A 23,711-nucleotide genomic window follows, 5' to 3' on the forward strand; every position below is an offset into this window, starting at 1 on the left:
GCAAATCCGCCGCCGACCCGTGGAGTCAGTCGGCAAGCCCTTGGCGAGCAGCGCCACTTCCCCCGTAGCGCAGTGCCGTGCGATCCTCGCCGGACCATCATTATCTGTAGTCACATCATCACGCAACGTTATCGAATAAATCCATATATCCGGACACACCGCTCTTGTCGGTCACCCAGTCCGGCCGAGTACCCGAGGTGGAAACGCGGAAACCCGCCACCGAGGGCTTCTCGACCGGAAACCGGGCGACGAAGACCACAACCGCGAGCCGGACCTCCGCGTTTAACACAACGAGGCCGACGCCGGCAGGAAATGCACCAGTACGTGGCCGGCGACCCCAGCGGCCCCTCACGTACCCTGGCGGGGTGACCTGGATGCGGAAGCGAGACCACAACCTGCTGACCAACGCCGCATCGCTGCTGATCTGTGGGCTGCTGGCCGGCGTGGTGGTCGCCGCCGCCGCGTTCCCCGCAGTGGCGATGTCCGGCCTGGCGGCGAAAGCCGGCGCGGAAACGTTCGACAAGCTGCCCAGCGAGCTGACCGTCAAACGGGCGCCGCAGATCAGCTACCTGTACGCGTCGGACGGCAAGACCCCGCTGGCGACCATGTACGACGAGAACCGCCGCGACGTACCCCTCGAGGACGTCTCCGAGAACATGCGAGCGGCGATCATCGCCGCCGAGGACCACAGCTTCTACGAGCACAACGGCGTCGATGTCAAAGGCGTCGCCCGGGCCTTCGTCGCCAACCAGGGCGCCGGCGAGACCACCCAGGGCGCCTCGACACTGACCATGCAGTACGTCCGGCTGGCGATCGCCTACTCGGCGACCCACCCCGAGGACGTCATCGCCGCCACCGAGGACACCAACGCCCGCAAGCTGCGCGAGATGAAGTACGCGATGCAGCTCACCAAGGAGCTGTCCAAGGACGAGATCCTGGAGCGCTACCTCAACATCGCCCCGTTCGGCAACGGCGCGTACGGCGTCTTCGCCGCCAGCCAGGTCTACTTCAGCAAGCAGCCGGCGGACCTCACCATCGACGAGGCCGCGCTACTCGCCGGGCTGGTGAAGGCCCCGACCTCCTTCGACCCGACCACCCCGGGCGGCTACCCACTCGCGGTGGACCGGCGCAACTACGTGATCGACAACATGGTGACCACCGGCGCGATCACCCAGGAAGAGGCCGACGCCGCCAAGGCCGTCGAGCTGGTCGTCAAGGGCAAGCGCGCGCCGAACGGCTGCGTCGCGGCCAACAAGAACCACTGGGGCTTCTTCTGCGACTTCTTCTACCGCTGGTGGATGGAACAGGAAACGTTCGGCGCCACCACCTACGACCGGGAGCGGCGCCTCAAGAGTGGCGGCTACCACATCGTCACCACCCTCGACGTGCAGACCCAGGACGCCGCGAAGAAGGCCGTCGAGGACGCGCTCAAGACCGGCAGCAAGAACGCGCTGATGGTCGCCGCCGTCGAGCCGGGCTCCGGCCGGGTACGCGGCATGGCCGTCAACCGCAACTACAAGCTCGACGACCCGGACAACCCGCAGAACAAGATCTCCAGCGACCCGAAGAAGGCCGACAAGGGCATCCGGGGCACCTACCCCAACACCACCAACCCGCTGCTCAGCGGCGGCGGTGACATCACCGGCTACCAGTTCGGCTCGACGTTCAAGATCTTCCCGTTGGTGGCCGCCCTAGAAAAGGGCTACCCGCTGGAATACACGATCAACGCCAAGAGCCCGTACGAGTCGAAGTACATCGTCGAACGGGGCAGCCCGGCGGCCTGCCCGAACAGCAACAAGTACTGCCCGAAAAACGCCAGCCCCAGCATGAACGGCGTGCACAACATGTGGAGCGCCTTCGGCGCCTCGGTCAACACCTACTTCATCCCGCTGCAGGAGCAGGTGGGGGCCGCCGCCGCGATCGACGTGGCCCAGCGTCTCGGAATCACCTTCCGCTCGGCCAACGACGCCCGGTTCGCCGCCGACCCGGAGGGCGCCAACCAGTGGGGCGCCTTCACCCTGGGCGTGTCCAACACCACCCCGCTGGAGATGGCCAACGCCTACGCGACCCTCGCGGCGGACGGCAAGTACTGCACGCCGATCCCGGTGCAGGAGATCCGTGACCAGGACGGCAACAGCCTGGACATCGCCAACCCGCAGTGCAAGCAGGCGGTCTCCGTCGAGGTGGCCCGGGCCGCCATGGACGCCGCCCGCTGCCCGGTCGGCGACCGCTCCAGCACCACCCGGTGCCGCAGCGCTACCGCAGGCGGCGTCCGCAGCGCCGTCGGGCACCCGGTGGCCGGCAAGACCGGCACCACCGACGCGGAGAAGACCGCCACGATGGTGGTCACCACCAAGCAGCTCGCGGTCGCCGGGGTGCTGGCCGATCCGGACTGGGCCGACACCAACGCCGAGATGAAGCACACTATCGTGAACCCGGCCGTCTACGAGACGCTGCGCGACGCGATGAAGGGCAAGGACAAGAAGCAGTTCACCCCGCCGAGCGGCAAGCTGGTCCGGGGCGAGCAGCGGTCCATCCCCGGCGTGGCCTGCCAGTCGATCGAGAACGCCCGGTCCCGGCTGGCCGGTGCCGGTTTTCAGGTCGAGGTGGACCGTTCCGGCCCGGTCGACTCCACCTGCCCGGCCGGCACCGCCGCCGGCACCAGCCCGAGCGGCCGAACCATCAAGGGCGGCGCGGTGATCATCCGGATCAGCAACGGCCAGGGTGCCCAGCCGAGTCCCGGCGACAACCCGCCCGGCGGTGGACCGGGCAACGGGCCGGGACGCCCCGGCAACCCAGGCAACCCGGACGACTGACCGACAGTTACAGCGGACGGGCGGGCACCTGAACCACGGTGCCCGCCCGTCCGCTTTCTACCGCCGCTCGCTGGCTGACCAGCGATGAGCACGGCTATCCGGCGGGTACGAGGACTTCCGAGCCGGACCAGTTGATGTCGAGGTTGCCGAGGTCGCTCTCGGGCTGGTCGTCCTCGTCCAGGGTGCTGAAGGCAGCGTGGTAGCAGCCGAACCCGTGGCCGCCAGCGGTCAAGGTCGCGACCGCCCAGCCGCGCAGGTTCTCCCCCAGCTTCTCCGGCTGACGCGGGTCGACGGCGACCCGGATGACTCCGAGCAGGTCGTACGTCTGGTCGCGCGTGCCGGCGTTGTCGATGCGGCACAGCGAGAACCCGTACCGCTCCCCTTCCTCCTGCTGGTAGATCAACTTTCCGAATCGGTACACGGGAACCTCCTCGTCTGCGGCGGGACTGCCGACCGTGACTAGCATCAGGGAAGTCGTTCGTTATATCAACCCCCTAGTCCGTGAAGACTTCCTGAAGTAAGCTCACCCTGCTATCCGGTCCTGTAAGGAGTGAGGAACATGATCCAGTCACCGACGGGCCAAGAGGCAACCGACGGCGCAGACGTCTCGCCCACCGTGCAGGCATGGGAACTCGGCATCAGGCTGCGCCAGCGCCGCGAAGAGCTGGGCATGACAGCGGTTGCCGCCGGCAAGGCGACCGGCATCGCCCAGGCGTACATCTCGGGCGTCGAAGCCGGCCGGGTCAAACTGCCAGCCGGTCGACTTGCTCAACTCATCGAGATCTACGAGATCGACCCGGAGGACGCAGCCGAGCTGGAAGAGCTGCGGGTGGGAGCGACCCGTCGCGCCTGGTGGCACCAGTACTCCCAGCTCTTCCCCGCTGACTTCCTCCGCTTCCTCGGCTACGAAGCCGGCGCGGATCACGTCCGCAGCTACGACAACGAACTACTCCACGGACTGCTCCAGACCGAGGACTACGCCCGTGCCGTGATCCGTGGCGGCAACACCTACGTCCGGCTGACCGAGATGACCAGGCGAGTGAAGGCGCGCATGGCACGGCAGGCTCGGTTGACCGGCCCCAACCCCTTGAACGTGAGCACCGTCATCAGCGAAGCGGTCCTCCGTCAGCAGATCGGCGGCCCGGAGGTCATGCGCGACCAGCTCAACCACCTGGCCGAGCTGGTATCCACGCATCCGGATCAGATCCGGATCAGGGTCGTGCCGTTCACCGCCGGAGCACACCCCGCGCTCGGCGGGCCGTTCCAGATCCTCTCGTTCCCATCGTCCCGGCTGCCTGACCTGGTCTGGCAGGAAGTCCTGACCTCCAGCGACATCATCGACCAGTCCGCTCGCGTAGCCGACTACACGATGACCTTCGCGGAGGCTGAGGAACGCGCGTTAAGCTCGCAGGACTCACTCGCGCTGATCCGCCAGATAGCCAAGGAGATGGGATGACCCCGCAGGTCGGCACCCCTGACCGGGACTGGTTCACGTCGTCGCGCAGCTCCAACAACGCCGCCTGCGTCGAGGTCCGCTTCGCTGGCGACCAGGTGGACGTACGCGACACCAAGGACCGCACCGGCCCCACCCTCGCGTTCGACGCCACCACCTGGACCAGCTTCGTAAATCAGTTGAAGTCCGAATGAGACGGGAAGAGGTGATGGGAACTTCCTGACCCGCTTTGGTCTTCTTCAGCCGACTTCGCCTGGCGCTTGCGCTCAGGCCGGGGCGGAAAGGTGGCAGGGCACTTCCAACCGTGGATCTTCGCGGTCGGTCGGCGATCTCGGAAGCCACCATCGCGAGGTACGTCGGATCCGAGAATCGGAACACCCACGGTTAGTACTCCAGCCGCACCTGGTTAAGTCGGTGTCTTCGCTGGTAATGGGCTGTTCTGGCGCGGTATTGGTGTCGTCGTCGCCATCGTGACCATCGATGGATGTGGTCGAAGGGTCGGGTGGTGGTGATCCGGTGTGCCAGGAGACGGCGAACCTCACCGAGGGTGAGAGGGATGAGGCCGTCGTCGGATCCGCTGCCCCCTTTTTCGCATGGGCGGCGATGACGGCGAGGTAGGCGTGGGCGCACAGAACGAGTGTTATGTGGCGGTACCAGGCGTCGTACCGACGTACCTGGTAGTGATCCAGGCCGACCTCGGTCTTGGCGGTCTGGAAGCACTCCTCGATCGCCCACCGGGTCCCGGCGATACGGATGAGGTCCTCGTCGGTGGTGTCGGCGGGGCCGAAGCACAGGTAGTACGCCAGGTCCGTGGGGTCGGCGATGCCGCGTCGGATCAGCAGCCGGTGGCCGTAGCCGCCGTCACCGCCGGGCAGGGAGGCCACGGCCCAGTCGTAGAGTCGTGGTCCTTTGGCGCCGTCGCCGCAACTGCGGCGCTTCCAGGCCAGGGCTGGCGCGTCGGCGGCGAGGACGTCCGGGCGGGAGTTGCCCGTCACGGTGGGGATCCGCTGGTTGCGGGGCACGGCCAAGACGTAGCCGATGCGTCGCTGCTGAAGCCAGGTCCGGAACTTGGAGTCCTGTCCGTAGGCCTCGTCTGCGGTGACCCATTTCGCCGGCAGGCCGGCGGTGAGGGCGCGTTCGACCATCCGCAGCCCCAGCGCGGGCTTGGTGGCGAACTCGACGTCCGCACCGATGCCGGCTTCGACGCGGCGGGCGGGGTCGTCACACCAGCCGCGGGGCAGGTACAACTCCCGGTCGATCAGTGTGCGCCCGTACGGGCCGGCGTAGGCCAGGAACACCCCGAGCTGGCAGTTCTCCGTCCGCCCGGCCGTTCCGGAGTATTGGCGCTGTACCCCGGCCGACTTGATTCCCTTCTTGAGGAAGCCGGTCTCGTCGACGATCAGCACCCCGTCGTCGTGGCCGAGGTGCTCGGCCACGTAGGCGAAAACGTCGTCGCGGACCGCGTCCGGGTCCCACACGGATCTGTTGAGCAGCCGTTGCATCCGGTCCGGCGTCGTGTCGCCGGCGGCCTCGGCCAGGGTCCAGCCGTTCTTACTCGCCAACGGCGACAGCAACCCGACCAGGTAACTCAGCGCCTGCCGACGTGGCTCCGCCCGCCCGAACCGGTGCGCGAACCGCGCCAACAAATCATCCAACCCTGCCCGCCAGCCCACGATCTCGTCGATCAATACAAGCGTGGGAGCCTGCCCGCTCCTCGACCGACCACAACAGACAGGCGGTGCGACCACGCGACCCAGCAGCCAATTGCATCGACATGTGTAGCTACGCCGCCGGGTGCGACTCGGATGTCGATCATGCTGATGAGCTGCAAGAACCCCAGATCACACAGGTGCGGCTGGAGTATTAAGGGCCGCTAGCAGCCGCGCCTCGGCCCGGCCCGCCAACTTCGTGACCACTAACTTGACCTTCTGGAACAGGCGGATCGCGCGTCACTGGTAGCGCTCCAGAACTCCGAGTGTGGTCGCGAAACGTCTGTCGACCCCTCGATCGTGGGCAAAACACTGTCAAAATCCTGGACAGATGCAGGGCCAAACGAGTTAGCCGAACCGGCTTGCCAGGAATCCGGGTAGCAGCGATGGCCAGCTGCGAGGACGGTACACGCACGGGACCCGCCCGCAATCGGCAGTCAGAATTCGGTATCCGGTTTCATTTGACTTAATGATTCCATCATTAAGTCAACCCAAGATTGGACAACCGAAGTATCGACAGATGTCGACAACCAGGACAATGCATGAAAGACTATCGAAGTCCCAGTAGTTCTTGGCCCTCTCGCTCATGGCATCAACCAAGGAGCAGCTATGAAGAGGAAGACCACCATCACATCCTTACTTTTGGCTGGAAGCATGGCAATAGTTGGCAGTCTCTTGAACCCACAGCCAGCTTCAGCCGATTACTCGATCGCGGCGACGTGCTCACGAACAGTCAGAGTGGTTGGATGGTCGCACGGAACTACCGGAATCCTGATTCCATCTACCGGCGGAACCGCCGCCAGCACAAATTGCAGCATGGCACAAGGCGCACACAGCTCGGCCGTTCGACAGCTTCAAATGAGTCTCAACCACTGTTACGGTGAATCCCTGGTTGTCGATTCGGACTTCGGACCCGCCACCGCAGCCGCCCTACGACGCGCTCAAGCCAGCGAGGGAATTACAGTCGATGGCGTATATGGACCGCAAACCAGGAATGCGATCTGGTTCACAATGGGAGGAGCATGCGATACGGTTTTTCAACCCGTCACCATTACATAAGCCAACAACTCTTAAATGAGACCTACGGGTTTCAACGGCGGACTGAGTCTCAGCGCGTCGTCGACAACGGGTGACATGACCAATCAGTCACCCTGCCACTACCGTTGCAACCGGCGGAAAAACATGATCGAATCCGCTACAGAAAAGTAGGTTGGCATCGAGACGGGTAAGTAAAACGCTCCGATGGATCTTGCGTATTGCGTGGTATTTACCGGGACTGCGGGAACTACTCGCAGTCCCGGTAAACCTGCAAGTTCAAGTACCTATCGCAGCTTCCGGTCAGAGGCCGAGCTGACGGCGTACCTCGGCGGCGACCCGGCCTCCCTCGGCCTGGCCGGCCACCGCGGCCTGGGCCGCCTTCATCGCCGGGCCCATCTGGGTCTTGCCGCTGAACCCGCCCTCGGCCAGCACGGTGGCGACGATCTCGGCCAACGCCACGTCGTCGAGCTGACGCGGCAGGTAGCGGTCCAGCACCTCCCCCTCGGCCTGCTCCTTGGCTGCCTGGTCGACCCGGCCGGCGTCGGCGAAGGCGGTCGCCGCCTCCCGGCGCTTCTTGGCCTCCTTGGTCAACACGGCCAGCACCTCCTCGTCCGAGAGCTCCCGCTTGGCCTTGCCGGCGACCTCGGCGGTTCCGATCGCGGCCAGTGCCATCCGCAGGGTGGAGGTGGTCAGCTCGTCGCGGGCCTTCAACGCGGCCCGCATGTCAGCGGTCAGACGGTCCTTCACGGTGCTCATGGACGGTCAAACTACCCTGGGGAGCATGCGAAAGCGCACCGTATTCCGGCTCGCCGCCGGCACCGCCGCTCTCGGGGCGGCCACCTTGGCGTACGCCTCGCTCATCGAGCGCAACATGTTCACCCTGCGCCGGTTCGACGTACCGGTGCTCGCGCCGGACGCGGAGCCGCTGCGCATCCTGCACCTGTCCGACCTGCACATGATGCCGGACCAGCGGCGCAAGCAGGCCTGGGTGGCCGCGCTGGCCGGCCTGGATCCGGACCTGGTGGTGGTGACCGGGGACAACCTGGCCCATCCGGACGCGGTGCCCGGCGCGCTGCGCGCCCTGCAGCCGCTGCTGGATCTGCCGGGCGCGTTCGTGTTCGGCTCCAACGACTACACCGGACCGGTGTGGAAGAACCCGTTCCGCTACCTGCTGCCCAGAGGCGAACGCCTGCCCGACCACGAGCCGGAAGGTGCCGAGCTGCCGGTCGAGGACCTACGTGAGGTGCTGATCGGCGCCGGATGGCACGACCTCAACAACCGCCGGGCGTCGTTCAAGGCCGGCGGGCGGCTGATCGACGCGGTCGGCGTCGACGACCCGCACATCGACCGGGACGACTACCCGACGGTGTCCGGCGCGCCGGCGGCCGACGCCGACCTGAGTCTCGCGTTGACCCACTCGCCGGAGCCACGGGTGCTCGACGAGATGGCCGCCGACGGGTTCGACCTGCTGCTCGCCGGACACACCCACGGCGGGCAGGTCTGCGTACCGCTGGTCGGCGCCCTGGTCACCAACTGTGAGCTGCCCCGATCGATGGCCAAAGGGCTGCACCGCTGGCCCGGCACCGACTCGTGGCTACACGTCTCGGCCGGGCTGGGCACGCACCCGACCGCACCGGTCCGCTTCGCCTGCCCGCCGGAGGCGAGCCTGCTGACCCTCATCTCCCGCTGAGGAGGAGATACCGAATTTGCCCCGCCGGCACGGTGGGCTAGTATTGCCCAGCAAGCCTCGGGGTGTGGCGCAGCTTGGTAGCGCGCTTCGTTCGGGACGAAGAGGTCGTCGGTTCAAATCCGGCCACCCCGACCAGGGTAAGTGCAGCTCAGGGCCGGTCTCCTGCGATGGAGACCGGCCCTGAGTCGTCTAACAAGGACGTCTGCGGGAGAAACCTGGGAGACGATCATCAGAAACCAGGGCTCCCGGCAGCTCTACCCCTGTGCCCTCAGCAGCCGGTCGAGCGTCGCCACGGGTGAGCCAGGAGCCATCTCCCGACGTGCCGTGAGCGCAGCAGCCCACTGGTCCGTGAGTCCCATCACAAGCCGCTGCCGCATGTCGGACGTGACATGCGAGTACCGGGCCTGGATCGAGCCATCCTCATGCCCCATCCGCTCATCCATGAGCTTCGGAGGTATGCCCAGCTCGACCATGACCGTCTTGTGGGTGTGTCTGAGTCCATGCGGCGTCAGGCGTGGCGCGATGGGCAGCCAGCATGAGTCAGCACGGCCGGTGGCATTTCGGCCCCGCACGGGCACCCCAGGCCATGGGTCCGCGAGCACTGGCACCGGTCGCGCCTCCTGTGGTGCCTTCTTCGCGTACCACCCGGTAGCCGCTGGACGGAACAACCATGTCGTGAAGCTGTTACGCCGCCAATGGGCCGCCAACTCTCCCGACGACCCACCGCCACGGATATAGCCCAACTCCGCGACCGCAGCATCAACCTTGGCGCGCGTCACGTCTCGGACCGCCCCCGAATTGTTCAGGACCGCCGAGGTAGTGCCGACCGATACGCCAGCACGGCGGGCTACGTCCGAGAGCTTTGGCCCTGGCCGCTGCGGCGCACCGTTAGCAGCTCCATATCCGCGAAAGACGTATTTAATCCCGTGGCACTTACAGGGCTTCGGCTGCGTTCGGGTGATGTGCCCTGACACCAGCTCGAATAGCCACACGGGCAAGTCAAGCGTGCGGTGAGAATCATCCTTGGGCGGGCAGCGGTGAAACTCCCCTGTATCGAGTTCATATAACTGCCATTCCACCCGCAGCCCGCTCGGTCGAACATACTGAGACTCTAAACCCACTAGTTCACCCCACCTCATTCCCGTGTAACCCATGAGAACAACCGCAACAAACTCGTCATCACGGCCGGACAGAAGGGCTGCCCGCTCAGCGAGTAACAGAATTCCAAGTGGATTTGTAACCGCCTTTTCCGGGCCACGATTGCGGGAACGGCCGGCGCGCTTTCCTCGCCCACGGCGACGCGTGGCGGGGTTAGCGTCGCGCAACCCCTCGTCTACCGCATCGGCAAGAATGAGGTGGAGGGTCGCCCGCCAGGTCTTGATGCTCGACTCCGCATAGCCAAGCGCTCTCTCTTCCTTCTCCCATGCGGCAACGTCGGTCGCGGTCAGGTCGGCGATGATGGAGTGTTCGAACGTGGGTAGTAGGTGTTCCTCTATGTGGCGCTTGTAGTTTTGCAACGTGGAGGCGGCCAGATCCTGAACCGCATACCAACGGCGCACGAACTGTCCAAAGGTTGTCTGACTCTGGGCAGGATCGCGGCGGCGGCCGGCACGCACCTTCGCCTCTTCATCGTTGGCTGCACGTTCGGCCTCACGCTTGGTGCGAAAGCGAAGGGTATCACCGTAGTCATCTCGAACGGTTCCGTACTTTCCTTGCTCGATTTTGTATCGGCCGCGCCAGTAGTCCCCGCGCTTCTCGGCGTACCCCAATCGATTTCCCTTCCGTAGACAGTGATGCCGCCCGGCCTACACCGGGCGGCATCAGAAAGCGCTAGGCCGCGACGGACGGCCGTTCGGTCGAATTCCGCGCTCGTCGCGGGCGTCGGGCTTTGAGTTGACGTACGGACTTCTCGCTTTCCGGGCTGCCCGATCGGCTAGAAGTCGAGGCGGGCGTTTCCCGGCGCGATGGCGTACCGCTCGACGGGCGACGCTCGCACAGACGCACTATCTCCGTGACGTGCTCGTTGGTGAAGCGATAGCTTCCACCGATCCAGCTGAACGGAATTCGCCCCTTCCGTGCCTGCTCTTTCACCCACCATTCGGAGCAGAGAAGGATTTTGGCGACGTCTGCTGGTCGCAGCAGCCGACCAGGTCGGTCGGCCGGGTCTTGGGGGCGCGGGTTAGGGCTTTGCAGCTTCACTGGCAGAACTCCTCGCGGTCGCGGGGGAACGGCGTCGAGGTGGAACGCACGCTTAGCAGTGCCCGTTGAGGGCCACGGTGAGCCAAGATCGGCGGTGTTGGTGTGGGTGGTGGTGTCTGGGTGGCTTTGAGGGGCCGCTGTGTGGCGGGTGGTGTGGGTCGGTCGCGGTTGTCGGTTGTGGGGAGGGCTGAAACATCTCCGCATCTCCGCATCTCCGCAAACGTGCCTGTGAGCTGGGCGAATGCTTGCGGAGATCTTGAGGGATGGTGGTCGGGCATCTCCGCAATCCGGGGTGCATCTCCGCAGTGGTTGCGGAGATGCGGAGATTGACAGCCGGTGATTTCTGGGATCTCCGCAGTGTGTTTGCGCTGGTCAGTGGCGCTTTCCGGCTGTCTTGCGGAGATGCGGAGATGTTTCAGCGGGTTTCTACTCGCTGCCGTGTTCGACCCGGAACACGGACCGGTCGCCCCGGTCGGACTTCCCGGCTCTGACGACGTACGTGCCGCGCCACCGTCCGGCCTGCCCGGTGAGCAGCCGCCCCAACTGCAGCGGGTTGGGCAGTCGACCAGCGCCGGTGACGATGAACTGTCCGTCCCATGGGTCGTGATCAACCCCGCCGATCTGTACGGGCTCTGCGTCCTTGCGCAGTTCAGCGGCCGTCAGAGGTGTGCTGCCGTGGCGTTCGTGCCAGGTGGCGAGGAACGCACGCCAGCGGGTTTCGTCTTCGTCGATGTCGCGGACGGTCGCGGCGTTGGTGAGGAATCCGTCGATGCCGTGATGGGCGAGGAACCCGCCGAGGTGTTGTGCCCAGGGGGTGAACTGCCGCATCGACACCCCGCCGACCCGTGGCGCGCCTTGCCGGGTCCAGTCGAGGACCAGGACCAGGAGATGCCACAGCACGGTGAGCTGATTACGCGGAACGGTGATCCACTGGTCAAGGTGCGGGATGCCGAATCGGGACTGATCCCGCTGTTCGGGTCGGGGCATGTTCGGGTCGAGGTGCACCCGCACGGTCCGTGACGCCATGTCGCCACCTACCTGCAAGTTATTGCCCGTTGCCATCCACAGCCGGTCGTTGACCGTAGCGAGGGTGCGCGACGCGCCCAACTGCCGGTCGGACCACACCCCGGTGGTGACCAGTTGGGCGAGGATCGCCGAGTCGATGACGGTGCCTTCGGCGAGGTTGTCCCAGATGACGACGCCGACCTGTTCGGCCAACACGGCGGTGATGGACTTGCGGAGTTCTTCGTCGGCGTAGGCCCAGGGGATGATGCGCTGTCCGTAGAGCATTCCCGGTCCGGCGGTCAGGATCGTCTTCCCCGAGCTGGGCATGGTGGCGTCGATCAACGCGAACGGCGTCAGGCTGCGGGTGAAGTGCCGCAGGATCGGCGTAGCGAGTAGCGCGATGTAGTTCGCCCGGTCGGCTGGTCCGGCCCATGGGAAGTCGGACAGGAACCGGTCGAGGAGGAACGTTCGGGCGTCGGCTACCTGCTGCGGGGTGGGTTCGTCCGGGACGGTGGGTAGCGCGACTTTGGAGGCGAGGTAGAGGCCGGTTGCCGGGTCGTAGCCGGGCCGCTGTAGGAGGGTGCCGTCACGGCGTAGAACGGGCGCGCCGATGATCCCGCGTAGGGGGGCGAGTTTCGGCCAGGTCTTGCCGGCGAGGACGGATGACAGGGTGTCGCGGGGCGGGGTGACTTCGTCTTCGACGATTTCCGGGTCCCCGGTGTCGCTCTTGCGGGTCTTCAGTCGGTAGACGTAGGCGTGTTCGGCGAGCAGGGCGGCGAGTACGGCGGGGTTGATCGGGCTGGCGGACACCGGGAGTGGGCTGTCTTCGTCGGCGGCGACGCTGGGCAGGCCACCGGACACGGTTTCCATGTGGACCAGCGCGCCATCAGAGACGTAGGTGTCGGGCAGCAACCCGGAGGCGAGAGCGGCTTTGATGACGCGGATGGTTTCCGGGCCGGTGCCGACCTGCACGCGCGGCTTCTCGGTGTCGGTCACGCGGCCACGCTCCTCGGACGCTTCGCACCGGCCCGCAGCCCGGACGCGATGGTCCGGGCGATCTCCCGGTCGGTGAGCCGCTGGCGGCCGGGCAGGGACCGGGCGGCGGGTTCGAGGACGGCGTACACGTCGCCGGAGGTGATCGCGCCACCGGCCGCGAGTTGGCCGAGAGCGACCGCGGAGACGTAGAGGGCATGGTTCCGGCCGCCTTCGGGGGCGGCGGTGAGGTGGTCGACCTGGCGGCGGATCGCGGCACCGACGTAGGCGGCCCGCCGGCCGCCGCCGAGGTCGACGGCGACCGGCCGTTGCGGCGGCAACGGGGCGGGCCGCAGTAGGGCGGTGAGCCAGTCGGGCAGGCGCGTGGGGTTGGTGTCGATGGTGAGGGTGTAGGGGCGGCGGTCGACCATGCTGCCGGCGGCGACGACGTAGCCACCGGCCGCGCGGGTGTCGACCATCGGCCCGAGTCTGCCGGCGGTGTTACGCAGCGGGGTGTCGGTGTCGGGCTGGCGGTAGTAGAGGTGGGTGCCGCCGCTGCGGGTGCCGACGGTGTAGGTGTCGCACGGGTACGGCTGGTCGTGTTGGTCGGCGAGGTCGGCCAGGACGTCACCGCCATCCCGGATTCCCGGCCGCCGCCACGGGTCGGGCAGCACGGTGTCGGGTTTCGGGGTGTCGCAGTCGACGACGACCAGCCCGGACGGGCCGCACGCGATCCCGACGTTCCAGTTGCCGGCGGTCCAGCAGCGCCGGATACGGTCAGCATCGGTGGTGGCGCGGTGTTCCCAGTCGGTGACGGCGGGCCGCTTGTCGTTCGGCCGTAGCGGGAAGACGTGCCAGCCGCGCGCCGCGAACTGTAGCGCGGCGGCCAGTAACGACGTGGTGTCGGTCATGACGGTCCCTTCCAGATGGCAGGGGCGGGCGGTGGCCAGCGCATCGCGGGCACTGGCCACCAGGACGATCAGCGCGCGAAGCGCGCCTATTCGGGGTTCGGGTGGTTAGGCTGCGCGGCGGCGGTGCCGTTCGGCGGCGAGGTCGATCACCTCGGCGACCGTGTCCGGGGTGGCGCGGCAGGTGTGGCAGAGCGGCCGGCCGTGTGGTCCGTATCGGACGGTGGGTGTGTGGCAGGCGGCGCAGGGTCCGACGACGTGGCCGGCGCCGATCCGTCGGCCGGAGATCGTCCAGCCGGCGGCGCGGTAGACGGCCAGGGCGTGGTCGGTGAGGGTTGGTGCCTGTGATGCGCGGGGCCGGACCATGCCGGCGGGCATCAGACGGCCCGTCTCGGGTTCGGCCGGGCCAGTGGCAAAGCCCTGCGGACCATGGTGCGGGTGTCGGCGAGCAGGCCGGCGAGCTGCCGGCGTGCGGCCGGGTTGCTGTTGGCGAGGGGGACGCGCAGGGTGACGTCGGCGTGTTCGCGCCCGGTGGCGGTCTTGACGCGGGTGAGGACGGCGACGCCTCCGCCGTCGAGGTGGATGGTGAGTGAGGGTGCGCGGTGTTCGGCGAGGTTGCAGCGGTGGTCGCGGGCGCACCAGTCGGTGTGTGGCGTCGGCCGGCGCTTCACCGGGTCACCTGCACGGGCTGGTGCCAGAACGCGGCCGGGCAGCCGCCGGACATGTCGGCGTCGCGCCACTGGGCGGCGACGGTGTGGCGGGTGATGGCGGCTCCGCAGTGGCGGCAGGTCGACGTCTGCGTGGTGTCGCGGTTGGTGGTCATCGGGTCCCCTTGTCGCGGAGGTAGTTCAGGACGTGGCGGCCGGGGCGGATGGTGCGGCCGGTGCCGTCGCAGCGGCGGCAGAGCCGGAAGTGCTTGCCGAGGGGTGAGGGCCGGCGGCCGGTGCCGTGGCAGCGGCGGCAGTGCCCGAACGGGTAGAGCCAGCACAGCAGGCCGTAACCGAGCGTGACGACGGCGAGGGCGGTCAGGATGAGTGCGATGTGGATGGTGTCGGTGGTCGCGGTCGCGGCGAGGGTGGTCACCGGGCAGCCTCCAAGGCGGGTTTTCGGGCATGTGTGCTGGTGGGGGCGACCCGCGACCGGTGGCCGTATGCGCTGACCAGGCCGGTCGCGGGTCGGGTCGCGGTGCCGCGACCGGTCGCGGGCGGGCCGCGACCGGTCAGGCAGCCTTGCGACGCTGGATCGCGGCGTCGATGTCGTCGGTCTTGGCTCCCTTGAGCGCCTTACCGGACCGTTTGACGTCTACGCTGCGTACACCGAAGGCGCGGACCTGAGCGGAGATCGCCTCCGGGGTGGTGTCGGCGTACGCCTCGGGGATGCGGTCGGCGAGGCGGGCGGCGATCTCTTCCCACTGCGCGCCGCTCTCACCCTGTTCGATCACGGTGCGGACGTCGGCGAGGACGTCACGGGACGTGCGGGTGACGTCTTCCCCGGCGGCCATGCCGGTCAGGGTGCCGGCCCGTTCGCGCAGGGTCCGGGCTGCGGTGAGGATCTTCTCGGCGTCGTCGCCGTCGGCGAGATAGGTCCGCACGGTGGGGGTGGCGTCGGTCGCTCCGCGCAGGATGCCGACGCCCTTGTACTGCGGTAGCAGGGTGGACGAGTCGTGGCCTTCCGAGTACGCGCCGGAGCCCAACACCAGGTCGGAGACCTGCCACGATCCGGTACGCAGGGAGAACCGGACCTGGTGGTTGTCGCGGAAGCTGGTGAACTTCGCGGCGACGTCACCGGTCCCGACGCCTCCGGGTTTCTGGGTGGCGTCGAGCACGATGACCCCGGCCGCCGGGGCGACCTTGACCAGGAACACCAGCAGAGCGGCGATCTCCTTGTCGGTGTCCTTGTCGCCGGTGTCGAAGTACTCCTGGCACTCGTCGATCACGACCAGCCGCACCGGCATGCCGTAGCGCGGGTCGCGGGCGATGTCGCGGGTCAGCTTGCCTTCCGGGCACACGTCCACGGGCAGTTCCGACAGCTTCTGGTAGCGGGCCTGCACGTCGTCTTTGAGTTCGCGTAGGGCGTCGAGGAACACCTCGATCGGGTCCCCGTCGCGGGTCACCGCCAGGCCGAAGCCGCACCGGTCGGCGACCAGCCGGAACTTGCGCCAGTCGGGGGAGCCCTTGCCGTCGAAGACGGTCAGCTTCACGTACGGGTCCAACGCCGCGTAGAGGGCCAACGACCGGGCGGCGAACGTCTTACCCTGCCTCGGTTGCGCCCCGACCAGAATCGACGTCCACAGCATCGGCAGGGTGACCGGCATCCCGCGCTGGTCCAGACCGAGCGGGGCCGGTTCCCAGATGTCCGTCGGTTTGCACCGCAGCAGCGGCGTACGGCCGGCGGGCACGGCCAACGGGTCCCGGTCGGCGACCCACAGCGTGTGCCGGCGGTGCGAGGTCGGGTCACGGGTGATGAACACCTGCGACAGGGCCACATCCAGACCGGACGCGATCGCGCCGCGCGCCTTGACCGCGTCGTCGAACGTCTTGCCGTACGGCAGGTCGATCGACACCTGAGAGCCGGTGCCGGACGGGTCACGGGCCATCGTCGACCCGAACCCGACCTGCTGATGCGCCTTGTCCGGGTGGCCGAGCCCGGCGGCGTAGTAGGCGCGCAGGATGATGTCGGGGTTGACCCGCCGCAGCCGGCCCGACACGGTGGCGGGGGTGATGATCGGCCGATCGGCTGGTCGGCCGATCCGGGCCAGCCAGGCGACCGCGCAGCCGCCGACAGCCGCAGTGACCCACGAGGGGGCGGCGGTCCACAGCAGCGGACCGGCCACGCCGACGGTGACGGCTTCGACGACCAGGACCAGGCCGCGCCAGGCGCGGGTGGTCTTCACTTCCCGGTGCAGCTTCTGCCACGCCTGCCAGTCCCCGGCGTCAGCGGCACGCTGCCGCAGCCCGGTCTGTTCGGCCAGCCACCACCAGCGGATCTGCCGGCCGGTGAGGCGGGCCGCGCCGACCGACGCCCAGAACGCGGCCAACACCGCGTAACGCGGGGACCGGATCGCGTGGTATCCGACCCGGTAGGCGACCAGTCCGGCGGCGTCGCGGACGGTGGCCCGGATGTTGACCCAGTTCGACAACCGGACCGGGATGATCGGCCGCCGTCCGTCCGACCCGACCGGTGCCGGCGGGTCGACCAGGGTGCCGCCCGGTTGCGGCGACTCGTCGAGCACCACATCGAAATGGGTGCCGTCCGCAGCCGGAGGGCCGGGGCGGGGGCTACGGCGGTCCCGTGCGGCGTCCAGGTCGACGACGTCGGCGTCCGGCCCGCCAGCGTCGGGGGTCGACAGGTCGGCCTCGTCGGCGGACCGGTTGAAACGATCATCAGCCATTGGGGGTCTCCTCAGCGGTGGGTGAGAGCGGCGTCGATGAGAGCGAGGTCGGCCCGGTCCTTGGGCCGTCGGGTGGTGAGCTTCGAGCGGCGGACCTCGGTCAGGGCCGCGAAGGGGATACCGGCGTGGTGTTCGGCTGTGTCGATGAGGTGGTTGGTGTCGAATCCGGGTAGCCACCGGTCGACCGCTTCGATCTGGAGTCGGACCATTCGTCCGTGTCCGGACGGCGCGGTGACCGGGCGGGCGGCGGCGGTCAGCGCCTGCCAGGCCGCGCCACGCGCCACGATGTCCAGGTCTCCGATGTCGGTGCGGAGTCCGTGAGCCAGCATCGGCCCGGACCCGAACACGACATAGTCGGAGGTGGGCAGGGCCAGCGCGGTCAGCATCCGGACCAGGGGGTGATCGTGGAGGTTCACGCGGCCACCACCACAGCGGCGGCGAACAGGAACAGGACGTGGGCGGACTGGTCGAGCGCGTACAACCCGCCGCCGCGTTCCAGCCATGCCGGGTCCTTGCCCAACCAGTCGGCCAACCGGCGCAACGGAACGCGTCGGTCGATCAGGTAGTGCGACACCCCGGACACGGCCAACCCTGCGGCGGTCTGCCCCACCGGCAGCGGCAGCGAGAGAACCACCGACACAACGACCAGCGCGGCGAGGGCGGCAAGGGTGTAGGTGCCGACATGCGCGGCGCACGCGACACGCCCCGCCCAGCCAGGCAGCCCTTTGCAGCGGGCTTGATGCTGGGTCTGGATCCAGTGATCGGCGACCTGATGCGCGGCGTAGAGAGCGACGAACACAGCGGCGAACACCGCCACCGGATCGGATGAGAACATGGGGATTCCTCCCGAGAGTCTTCGGGCTGATCGGGGATTGGGCCGGCGGCACAGCACGGTTTCCAGGCCGAGGGGCTGTGCCGCCGGGCGGGGCTACAGGTCGTCGTCGGTGGGTGGTTTGCGGATCGCGCGGTCACCGTCGGCGAGGACAGCGCCGTCGATGAGCCGTACGCCGATCAGTCGGGCTTCGTCGGGGCTGAGCGCGACGCCGTCGAGCAGGACCCGTCCGTTGTCGGTGTCGACCTCGATCCGGACCCGTGAGCCGAGGATGTCCGCGTGAAGCTGGCCGGGTGCTCCCTGCCGCCAGCGGGTGTAGTTGCGCAGCATCAGCGCTTGTCCTTCCAAGGGGTGGGGGTCAGGCGTCGGTGGTGCGTTTGCGGCTGGTGACCATGAGGGCGGCGGACGCCATGACCATGAGTCCGTCGACCGCGAGGGGGCCGATGGCGACGGTCAGCGGGTCTTCGCCGAAGTGGGCGAGCAGTCCGGACAGGTGTCGGTAGGACACGACGGCGGCGACCAGGGCGACCGGCAGTACGCCGACGACGCGGGCGAGGAACCACCAAAAGCCGTCGCCCCAGGTGATGCGGGTCAGGATCTCGACCGCGACGAACAGGGCGATGGGCCAGAACACGCTGATGGCGATGGCGAGCGGCGACGGGGACCAGTCGGCCGGGGCGGTCCATCCGTCCGGGACACCTGGCGGTGGTTTCGGCAGGTAGGTGTGGGCGACGTTCGCGGCGATCGACACCAGTCCGCCGAGGGTGACACCGACGTACGCCCAGACTCGGCCGGGGGCGGGTCGGCGTCGACGCGGCCCGCCGTCAGCAGGCATGGTTGCCGTGGTGGGGGTGATCTCCGGAACTGGTTCTACGGCAACCGTGGGCAGCGGCAACAGCGGCGGCGGGGTGTCGACGGCGGGAACCAGCGGGGCCGGGGTGATGCCGACGTCGGGCGTGGTGTCCGGGTCCGGTCCCGGCTCGCCGGGGGTGGTGTCGACGGCCGGTGGTGCCGGGTCGGCGGCAGGCGGGGCGAAGTCGGCGCGCAAGCTGTCCAGGATCACGCCGGCCTTGCGGTGACCCACCCGCAGTTCGGTCTTGATGCGGTTCTGGGAGGGCAGCGTTCCGAGTCGGGCGGTAAGGTCTCGCGCGGCCGGCATCAGGTCGGACACAGCGGGCGGGTAAACACTCGGTGGAGCGGTCATCAGGTACCTCCGATGCGGGTGTGGTCAGGCGGCGGCGAGGGCGGTCAGGGCGTCGGTGGTGTCGGTGTCGAGCGCGGTCGGCTGGGTGTGTTCGGTGGCGTGGGCGTAGATCTCCCAGCCGTGCCAGGTCGGGTAGGCGGACAGCGACCGGTAGGGCCGACCGCTGGTGAGGGTGCCGACGTGTTCGTGTCCGATCAGCTGGTCGGGGGTGTCCAGGCCGGCGGCGGTCAGCCAGGCCCGAAGATCGGCGATCGAGTCGAATTCGACGCTGAGCTTCCCGTCGCCCCGGTCGCGGATGGTGTTCGGCTCGCCGGTCAGCAGCAACGCGGCCATGACCGCGCGGCGGGAGATTCGAGTGGTCACGCGGCAACCTCCGATGGGTAGGCGCAGTCGACGCACTCGCCGAGGCTGCGCGGAATGCAGTAGGGCTTGACGTGGCGGCAGGTCGGGCAGGTCCGGCGGGCGGTCAGAGCGGCGGCGACGGCCCGCAACTGGGCGGGGGTGGCGGTACGCCGAGGGCGGGCCAGGTCGACCCGGTACAGGTAGGCGGTGCGGGTGCCGCCGACGCCGCGCCAGAGGATCTGACCGGCGACCGGCTGACGACCAGGCCGAAGGCCGGCCGCGCGTAGCTGCCGGCGGGTGGCGTAACCGGGCGGTGCGCCCTGCCACCACCAGGTAGGGATGCCGTACCGGGTGCCGTCCGGGTCCCAGTAGGCGGCGCGGATACGGGACATCAGGCGGCGCGACGCGGGCCGGCGGTGCGGGGTGCACCGGGGCAGCCGTCGGCGGTGCGGTGGATGACCTGCTCACCACCGCATTCGGGACAGCGCACGATCTCGCATCGATACACGCACCCGGTCCAGCCGACCACGGCCAACCGGTGCGGCACGCATCCGTCAGCGCTCCACGAGGGACGGGCCACCACCGCAGCGACACGGGTCAACCGGGCCTCAGCACGGCGGTGCCGTCGCCAGTCCAGATCGGTCGGGCCGCCGCTGTCAGCAGCGGCGAGCAGGGCAATCTCAGCGTCGAGCGCGTCCAGTTCGGCGGCGATCAGCGGCCATTCGGCTTCGATCGCCGCAAGGTCGACGTCGGTCGGGTCCAGGTCTTCGAGGTACACGGCGGTTCGGTTCCTTCCATACGCGGCCCGCCACCCCGGTAGAGGAGGGATGGCGAGCACCGTGGGCCGGCCCGGCGGACACCAGGCCAGAGAGCACATACAGCGCGTACAGACGGGCGAGACTCGCTCCGCTCAATCGGGACAGACCGACGTCGACCACCAAGTGGCTCAAGGCAGAGATACCGCCTCACCAGCCCATACGCGGGTATTCCAGTCACTGTGGAGTTCTCAAGGAACAGTCCGGACCCGGCGTCCGAGGCAGGCAGCAACCACGTGCCGCTGTCCCCCAGCCATCCGGCCGGAGCTGCTGGGATGGCGGATCTACCGTCACCCGCAGAAGCACTGTGACCGTAACCCGCAGAGATTCTGTGAGTCAAGGCAAACTGCGAGTGGCAGTGCCGCTGCGGGTCTGTCAAGCTGGAGTGCGACTACTACGGGAGGTGTCGTGAGCAGGGGATTTGGCCTAGTCGTCCGTCATGAGTTGCGTGACGAGACCGCCGCAGAGAGGTTCGACAAGCTCGTGGCCGAGACCGGCCCAGAGATCGAGCGGTTGGAGCCGGACACGTTGGCCTACGTGGTCCACACCGTGCCGGCTGAGCCGCTCGTGCGGGTGTTCTATGAGCTGTACACCGACCGGGCAGCCTTCGACTTCCACGAGGAGCAGGCCCACACCAAGCGCTTCCTTGCTGAGCGTGAGCAGTACCTCAGTGGTCTTCACGTGACGTTCTTGCAGGCCGAATCCGGGAAGGGGCCGTTGCGCAAGTGAATGCCGGAGACAGTCGAGCTTTCGGGCTACGAGTAGCCGAACTGCGCAAGCAGCGCGGCATGAAGCAGGAAGAGTTGGCGGCGGCACTTGGACGTACCGCGAGCTGGCTGTCGCAGGTCGAGCGTGGCGTCCAGCCGGTCAACCGGCTGGACGTCCTCCGGCTACTTGCTGACGGCCTTGGCGTGCCGCTTCAGACCCTGCGGCCGGACACGCCGATAGCAGCGGCCTCGGTGCCGGCCGAATCCATCGATGCGCCAAACGACCTGGATCAGGCTCGACTGACGATCTCGGGTTACCCGGTGCCGGATGTGCTTCTTGCTGGGGACGTAGCCGAAGCGGAAACCGACTTGGAGGCGCTGCAGACCGCTGTCGATGAGGTGTGGAAGTTGACCCACGGAAACCGATTCGCCGAGCTCAGTTCAGCTATCGGGCCGCTCATCCCGCGCCTGGAACGTGCCGCACGAACCGCTCCGGACGCGGTTCGGCCGACCCTGTGGCTTCTGCTGAGCCGGGCCTATCAGGCGCTATCTGCCGCATTCGTGCGCCAAGACGAACCAGATGCGGCATGGCTGGCAGCAGACCGATCGATCAACGCCGCTGAGCGATCCGGCGAGGTGCTGCACGTCTTTACCGGCGTCTTCCGTCTCGCGCAGGCGTTTGTCCGTCTTAAGCGGTTGGACCAGGGCGAACACGCAGCGGCGACGGCAGTCAACGCGCTGCGCCAGCACGTAAGCGGTGCGACTGCCAATCCCGAGGCGCTGTCCGTCCTAGGGTCACTTCACCTGGCGCTGGCGTTGGTCCATGCCCGAGCGGGAAACCGATCGGACGCGCGCAAGGAAGTCGAGAATGCGCGGCAGGTGGCGACTCAGGTCGGCTCCGATCGGAACGACTTCAACCTCGAATTTGGGCCGACTAACGTTGGTATCCAGGCTGTCTCGATCGCGGTCGAGTTAGGCGACGCGGGCGAAGCGATCGATGTCGGCGAGCGAATCAACGCCGAGCGGTTGTCCACCGAGCGCCGCGCGCGACTGGCGATGGACCTCGGCCGCGCGTACGCACAGCGGAGGCAGAGCGGCGAGGCGCTGGCCTACCTCCTCGAAGCCGAGGAACTCGCACCCGAGCTGATCCACACCCATGTAGCAGCCCGAAACGCGATCCGCGAACTGATCCTCGTTGCAGGGCGATCCGCGTCGCCCGAACTGAAGGCACTAGCCGATCGGGCAGACGCTCAACCGTAGGGCTGCGGATAGATGTAAGGGTTTGGTTGGCGTAGGTGCGCCTTTGTTGATTGAAAGACTGCACACTGGCATAATGGTCGGTGTGCGATACGTTGGCAAAGTCGTCGTTATTCTATCCCTATTTGTAGGGGTCGCATATGTTTCGTCCACTTTAGCCGCTGTCTCGATGTTGTATACAACGCCCGCCGGCGTTGAGCCAGCAAAAATCACAGACTGGATGCAGGGGTGGGGAAGTATTGTCGGCGTCGTGGGGGCGCTCCTTGCTGCTATTTTTACGGCGCTACTGTTGCGACACGAGATGAGAGAGGCTAGTCATGCTCGTGCGCAAGCATCCGAGGAAAGACTCGCCGCAGCGAAGGATCGCGCAGAGATTGCCGCACAAAGGGAAGAAGAGCGGAAAGTGCTTGCGCGGTCTATCATATCTGACGTCCCTCGAATTAATGCGGTGCAAGAGGATGTAGGACCAGGTAAGGTGCTGTTAAGTGGGCTCTCCGTACTCATTTGGAACGTTGGAGAGTCTCCGATGCGTGATGTTGTTGTCGAAATCTGGGCAGAGCATGGGTCGAGACTGCTCGCCCAAGAAAAATTCGGAACATTCCTGCCGGAATCGTCGTTAAAACCTCAGGGTGCAATGTTCGGCGGCGGTTCGTCGACTAGCGTCCCTACCCGTAGGGTTGATGCGCGATTCAAGGTGCTTATTGTGGTGAGTGATGAGATTCTTGGGCGCGACGGCTTGCGGGTCGAAATGCGTTTTACGGATGCGAACGGTCGGCGATGGAGGCGCATAAATAACGGCCCTCCCGAAGGAATAAAATTCGATGAGAATGATCGAGAACTGCTCTGTCCCGCAGTTCATTGGAATGATCCAAAAGATTATGCTAACCGTCAGAGGGAAAGGGGGTAGTCGGATCAAGGTGCGCCGGACGATCGGCAATCCGTTCAGGTTCAAGGTCATCGGACCGGGCCCATTAACGGGCCATTGCAGCGGGGTCACATGAGGTCGCTCCAGGCCACTCGATCTCTCGGCGAGCTGCCCGACAAGGTAATCGCTATGGACGCTTGTACGGTTCCCAAGCTGACGGTCCGGGTTCGATGTAAGCGCGCTCGGGAGAATCTTGGGAGACGAACCTTGCAAGTACGGCGTACGCGGCCCTCGGCAAACCAACGAGGCCCAACGCTCTGAGCTGGGCCTACGCCGAAACGCCGAGGTCTATCGTGCAACCGGACCTACTTCGGGACGAAGAGGTCGTCGGTTCAAATCCGGCCACCCCGACCAGGTCAAGGGCCATGTCGATCACATCGACATGGCCCTGTTCTTGCCCCTGAGTGTCTGACCGAGCGTCTCCCGCCCCTGAGTGTCTCTCCGAGTG

Annotated in this window: 24 protein-coding genes, 1 tRNA gene and 1 pseudogene; 8 read left to right on the top strand and 18 right to left on the bottom strand. The window is 67.1% G+C overall.

Going from position 1 to position 23,711, the window contains the following annotated elements; genetic code table 11:
* Positions 1-374 precede the first annotated feature (374 nt).
* The gene (locus O7632_RS31050; RefSeq protein WP_278119512.1) at positions 375-2,816 is read left to right on the top strand and encodes a transglycosylase domain-containing protein; all 2,442 of its coding nucleotides are present in this window, start codon (positions 375-377) and stop codon (positions 2,814-2,816) included.
* 94 nt (positions 2,817-2,910) lie between these two features.
* On the opposite strand, the gene O7632_RS31055 is transcribed toward O7632_RS31050, so the two are convergent.
* Positions 2,911-3,237, bottom strand: coding sequence for a hypothetical protein (locus O7632_RS31055; protein ID WP_278119513.1), 327 nt, complete (start codon positions 3,235-3,237; stop codon positions 2,911-2,913).
* Positions 3,238-3,375: 138 nt separating this feature from the next.
* Between O7632_RS31055 and O7632_RS31060 the strand changes: the two genes are divergently transcribed.
* The gene (locus O7632_RS31060) at positions 3,376-4,272 is read left to right on the top strand and encodes a helix-turn-helix transcriptional regulator (RefSeq protein ID WP_278119515.1); all 897 of its coding nucleotides are present in this window, start codon (positions 3,376-3,378) and stop codon (positions 4,270-4,272) included.
* Entirely contained in the window at positions 4,269-4,463 is a 195-nt protein-coding gene (locus tag O7632_RS31065) for a DUF397 domain-containing protein (protein ID WP_278119517.1), read from the top strand. Before O7632_RS31060 ends, O7632_RS31065 begins: the two co-directional genes overlap by 4 nt.
* A gap of 190 nt (positions 4,464-4,653) precedes the next feature.
* Here the strand turns inward: O7632_RS31065 and O7632_RS31070 are convergent.
* A pseudogene (locus tag O7632_RS31070) lies at positions 4,654-5,912 on the bottom strand (IS701 family transposase).
* Between the two features lie 1,404 nt (positions 5,913-7,316).
* Entirely contained in the window at positions 7,317-7,772 is a 456-nt protein-coding gene (locus O7632_RS31075) for a GatB/YqeY domain-containing protein (RefSeq protein ID WP_278119518.1), read from the bottom strand.
* A 25-nt stretch (positions 7,773-7,797) separates the two neighbouring features.
* Here O7632_RS31075 and O7632_RS31080 point away from each other — a divergent pair, with 25 nt between their 5' ends.
* Positions 7,798-8,706 (top strand): metallophosphoesterase, encoded by a 909-nt coding sequence (locus O7632_RS31080; RefSeq protein ID WP_278119519.1) that lies wholly within the window; start codon positions 7,798-7,800, stop codon positions 8,704-8,706.
* A 58-nt stretch (positions 8,707-8,764) separates the two neighbouring features.
* A tRNA-Pro gene (locus tag O7632_RS31085) sits at positions 8,765-8,841 on the top strand.
* Between the two features lie 119 nt (positions 8,842-8,960).
* On the opposite strand, the gene O7632_RS31090 is transcribed toward O7632_RS31085, so the two are convergent.
* From O7632_RS31090 to O7632_RS31160, 15 genes are all read right to left on the bottom strand, one after another.
* Positions 8,961-10,475: a LacI family DNA-binding transcriptional regulator gene (locus tag O7632_RS31090; RefSeq protein WP_278119520.1), complete on the bottom strand. Its 1,515-nt coding sequence runs from the start codon at positions 10,473-10,475 to the stop codon at positions 8,961-8,963.
* An 856-nt stretch (positions 10,476-11,331) separates the two neighbouring features.
* Positions 11,332-12,906, bottom strand: a complete 1,575-nt coding sequence (locus tag O7632_RS31095; protein ID WP_278119521.1) for a hypothetical protein — start codon at positions 12,904-12,906, stop codon at positions 11,332-11,334.
* Complete coding sequence (locus tag O7632_RS31100; protein WP_278119522.1) at positions 12,903-13,793, bottom strand: bifunctional DNA primase/polymerase; 891 nt, start codon at positions 13,791-13,793, stop codon at positions 12,903-12,905. The genes O7632_RS31095 and O7632_RS31100 overlap by 4 nt, the downstream gene beginning before the upstream one ends.
* Positions 13,794-13,898: 105 nt before the next feature.
* The gene (locus tag O7632_RS31105; RefSeq protein ID WP_278119523.1) at positions 13,899-14,168 is read right to left on the bottom strand and encodes a hypothetical protein; all 270 of its coding nucleotides are present in this window, start codon (positions 14,166-14,168) and stop codon (positions 13,899-13,901) included.
* Positions 14,168-14,461, bottom strand: a complete 294-nt coding sequence (locus O7632_RS31110; protein WP_278119525.1) for a hypothetical protein — start codon at positions 14,459-14,461, stop codon at positions 14,168-14,170. The genes O7632_RS31105 and O7632_RS31110 overlap by 1 nt, the downstream gene beginning before the upstream one ends.
* A complete protein-coding gene (locus O7632_RS31115) occupies positions 14,458-14,613 on the bottom strand; it encodes a hypothetical protein (RefSeq protein WP_278119526.1) in 156 nt (51 codons plus the stop codon). The genes O7632_RS31110 and O7632_RS31115 overlap by 4 nt, the downstream gene beginning before the upstream one ends.
* On the bottom strand, positions 14,610-14,873 hold the full coding sequence (locus O7632_RS31120; RefSeq protein WP_278119528.1) for a hypothetical protein: 264 nt from the start codon (positions 14,871-14,873) through the stop codon (positions 14,610-14,612). Before O7632_RS31120 ends, O7632_RS31115 begins: the two co-directional genes overlap by 4 nt.
* 136 nt (positions 14,874-15,009) lie before the next feature.
* Positions 15,010-17,181 carry a cell division protein FtsK gene (locus O7632_RS31125; RefSeq protein ID WP_278119530.1) on the bottom strand — a complete coding sequence of 724 codons (2,172 nt, stop codon included), beginning with the start codon at positions 17,179-17,181 and terminating at the stop codon, positions 15,010-15,012.
* Positions 17,182-17,192: 11 nt separating this feature from the next.
* Positions 17,193-17,597, bottom strand: coding sequence for a hypothetical protein (locus tag O7632_RS31130; RefSeq protein WP_278119532.1), 405 nt, complete (start codon positions 17,595-17,597; stop codon positions 17,193-17,195).
* Positions 17,594-18,016, bottom strand: a complete 423-nt coding sequence (locus tag O7632_RS31135) for a DUF3307 domain-containing protein (RefSeq protein WP_278119533.1) — start codon at positions 18,014-18,016, stop codon at positions 17,594-17,596. The genes O7632_RS31130 and O7632_RS31135 overlap by 4 nt, the downstream gene beginning before the upstream one ends.
* 93 nt (positions 18,017-18,109) lie before the next feature.
* The gene (locus O7632_RS31140) at positions 18,110-18,343 is read right to left on the bottom strand and encodes a hypothetical protein (RefSeq protein ID WP_278119535.1); all 234 of its coding nucleotides are present in this window, start codon (positions 18,341-18,343) and stop codon (positions 18,110-18,112) included.
* 28 nt (positions 18,344-18,371) lie between these two features.
* Positions 18,372-19,217: a DUF2637 domain-containing protein gene (locus O7632_RS31145; RefSeq protein ID WP_278119537.1), complete on the bottom strand. Its 846-nt coding sequence runs from the start codon at positions 19,215-19,217 to the stop codon at positions 18,372-18,374.
* A 24-nt stretch (positions 19,218-19,241) separates the two neighbouring features.
* Positions 19,242-19,550 carry a hypothetical protein gene (locus tag O7632_RS31150; RefSeq protein WP_278120548.1) on the bottom strand — a complete coding sequence of 103 codons (309 nt, stop codon included), beginning with the start codon at positions 19,548-19,550 and terminating at the stop codon, positions 19,242-19,244.
* A 26-nt stretch (positions 19,551-19,576) separates the two neighbouring features.
* Entirely contained in the window at positions 19,577-19,951 is a 375-nt protein-coding gene (locus tag O7632_RS31155) for an RRQRL motif-containing zinc-binding protein (protein WP_278119539.1), read from the bottom strand.
* Entirely contained in the window at positions 19,951-20,337 is a 387-nt protein-coding gene (locus O7632_RS31160; RefSeq protein ID WP_278119541.1) for a DUF6284 family protein, read from the bottom strand. The genes O7632_RS31155 and O7632_RS31160 overlap by 1 nt, the downstream gene beginning before the upstream one ends.
* 481 nt (positions 20,338-20,818) lie before the next feature.
* Between O7632_RS31160 and O7632_RS31165 the strand changes: the two genes are divergently transcribed.
* From O7632_RS31165 to O7632_RS31175, 3 genes are all read left to right on the top strand, one after another.
* A complete protein-coding gene (locus O7632_RS31165) occupies positions 20,819-21,103 on the top strand; it encodes an antibiotic biosynthesis monooxygenase (RefSeq protein WP_278119542.1) in 285 nt (94 codons plus the stop codon).
* Positions 21,100-22,341: a helix-turn-helix transcriptional regulator gene (locus tag O7632_RS31170; RefSeq protein ID WP_278119544.1), complete on the top strand. Its 1,242-nt coding sequence runs from the start codon at positions 21,100-21,102 to the stop codon at positions 22,339-22,341. Before O7632_RS31165 ends, O7632_RS31170 begins: the two co-directional genes overlap by 4 nt.
* Positions 22,342-22,423: 82 nt before the next feature.
* On the top strand, positions 22,424-23,245 hold the full coding sequence (locus tag O7632_RS31175; RefSeq protein WP_278119545.1) for a hypothetical protein: 822 nt from the start codon (positions 22,424-22,426) through the stop codon (positions 23,243-23,245).
* The last annotated feature ends 466 nt before the right edge of the window (positions 23,246-23,711 follow it).

Origin of the sequence: Solwaraspora sp. WMMD406 (assembly GCF_029626025.1) — a bacterium.
Lineage (GTDB): Bacteria > Actinomycetota > Actinomycetes > Mycobacteriales > Micromonosporaceae > Micromonospora_E.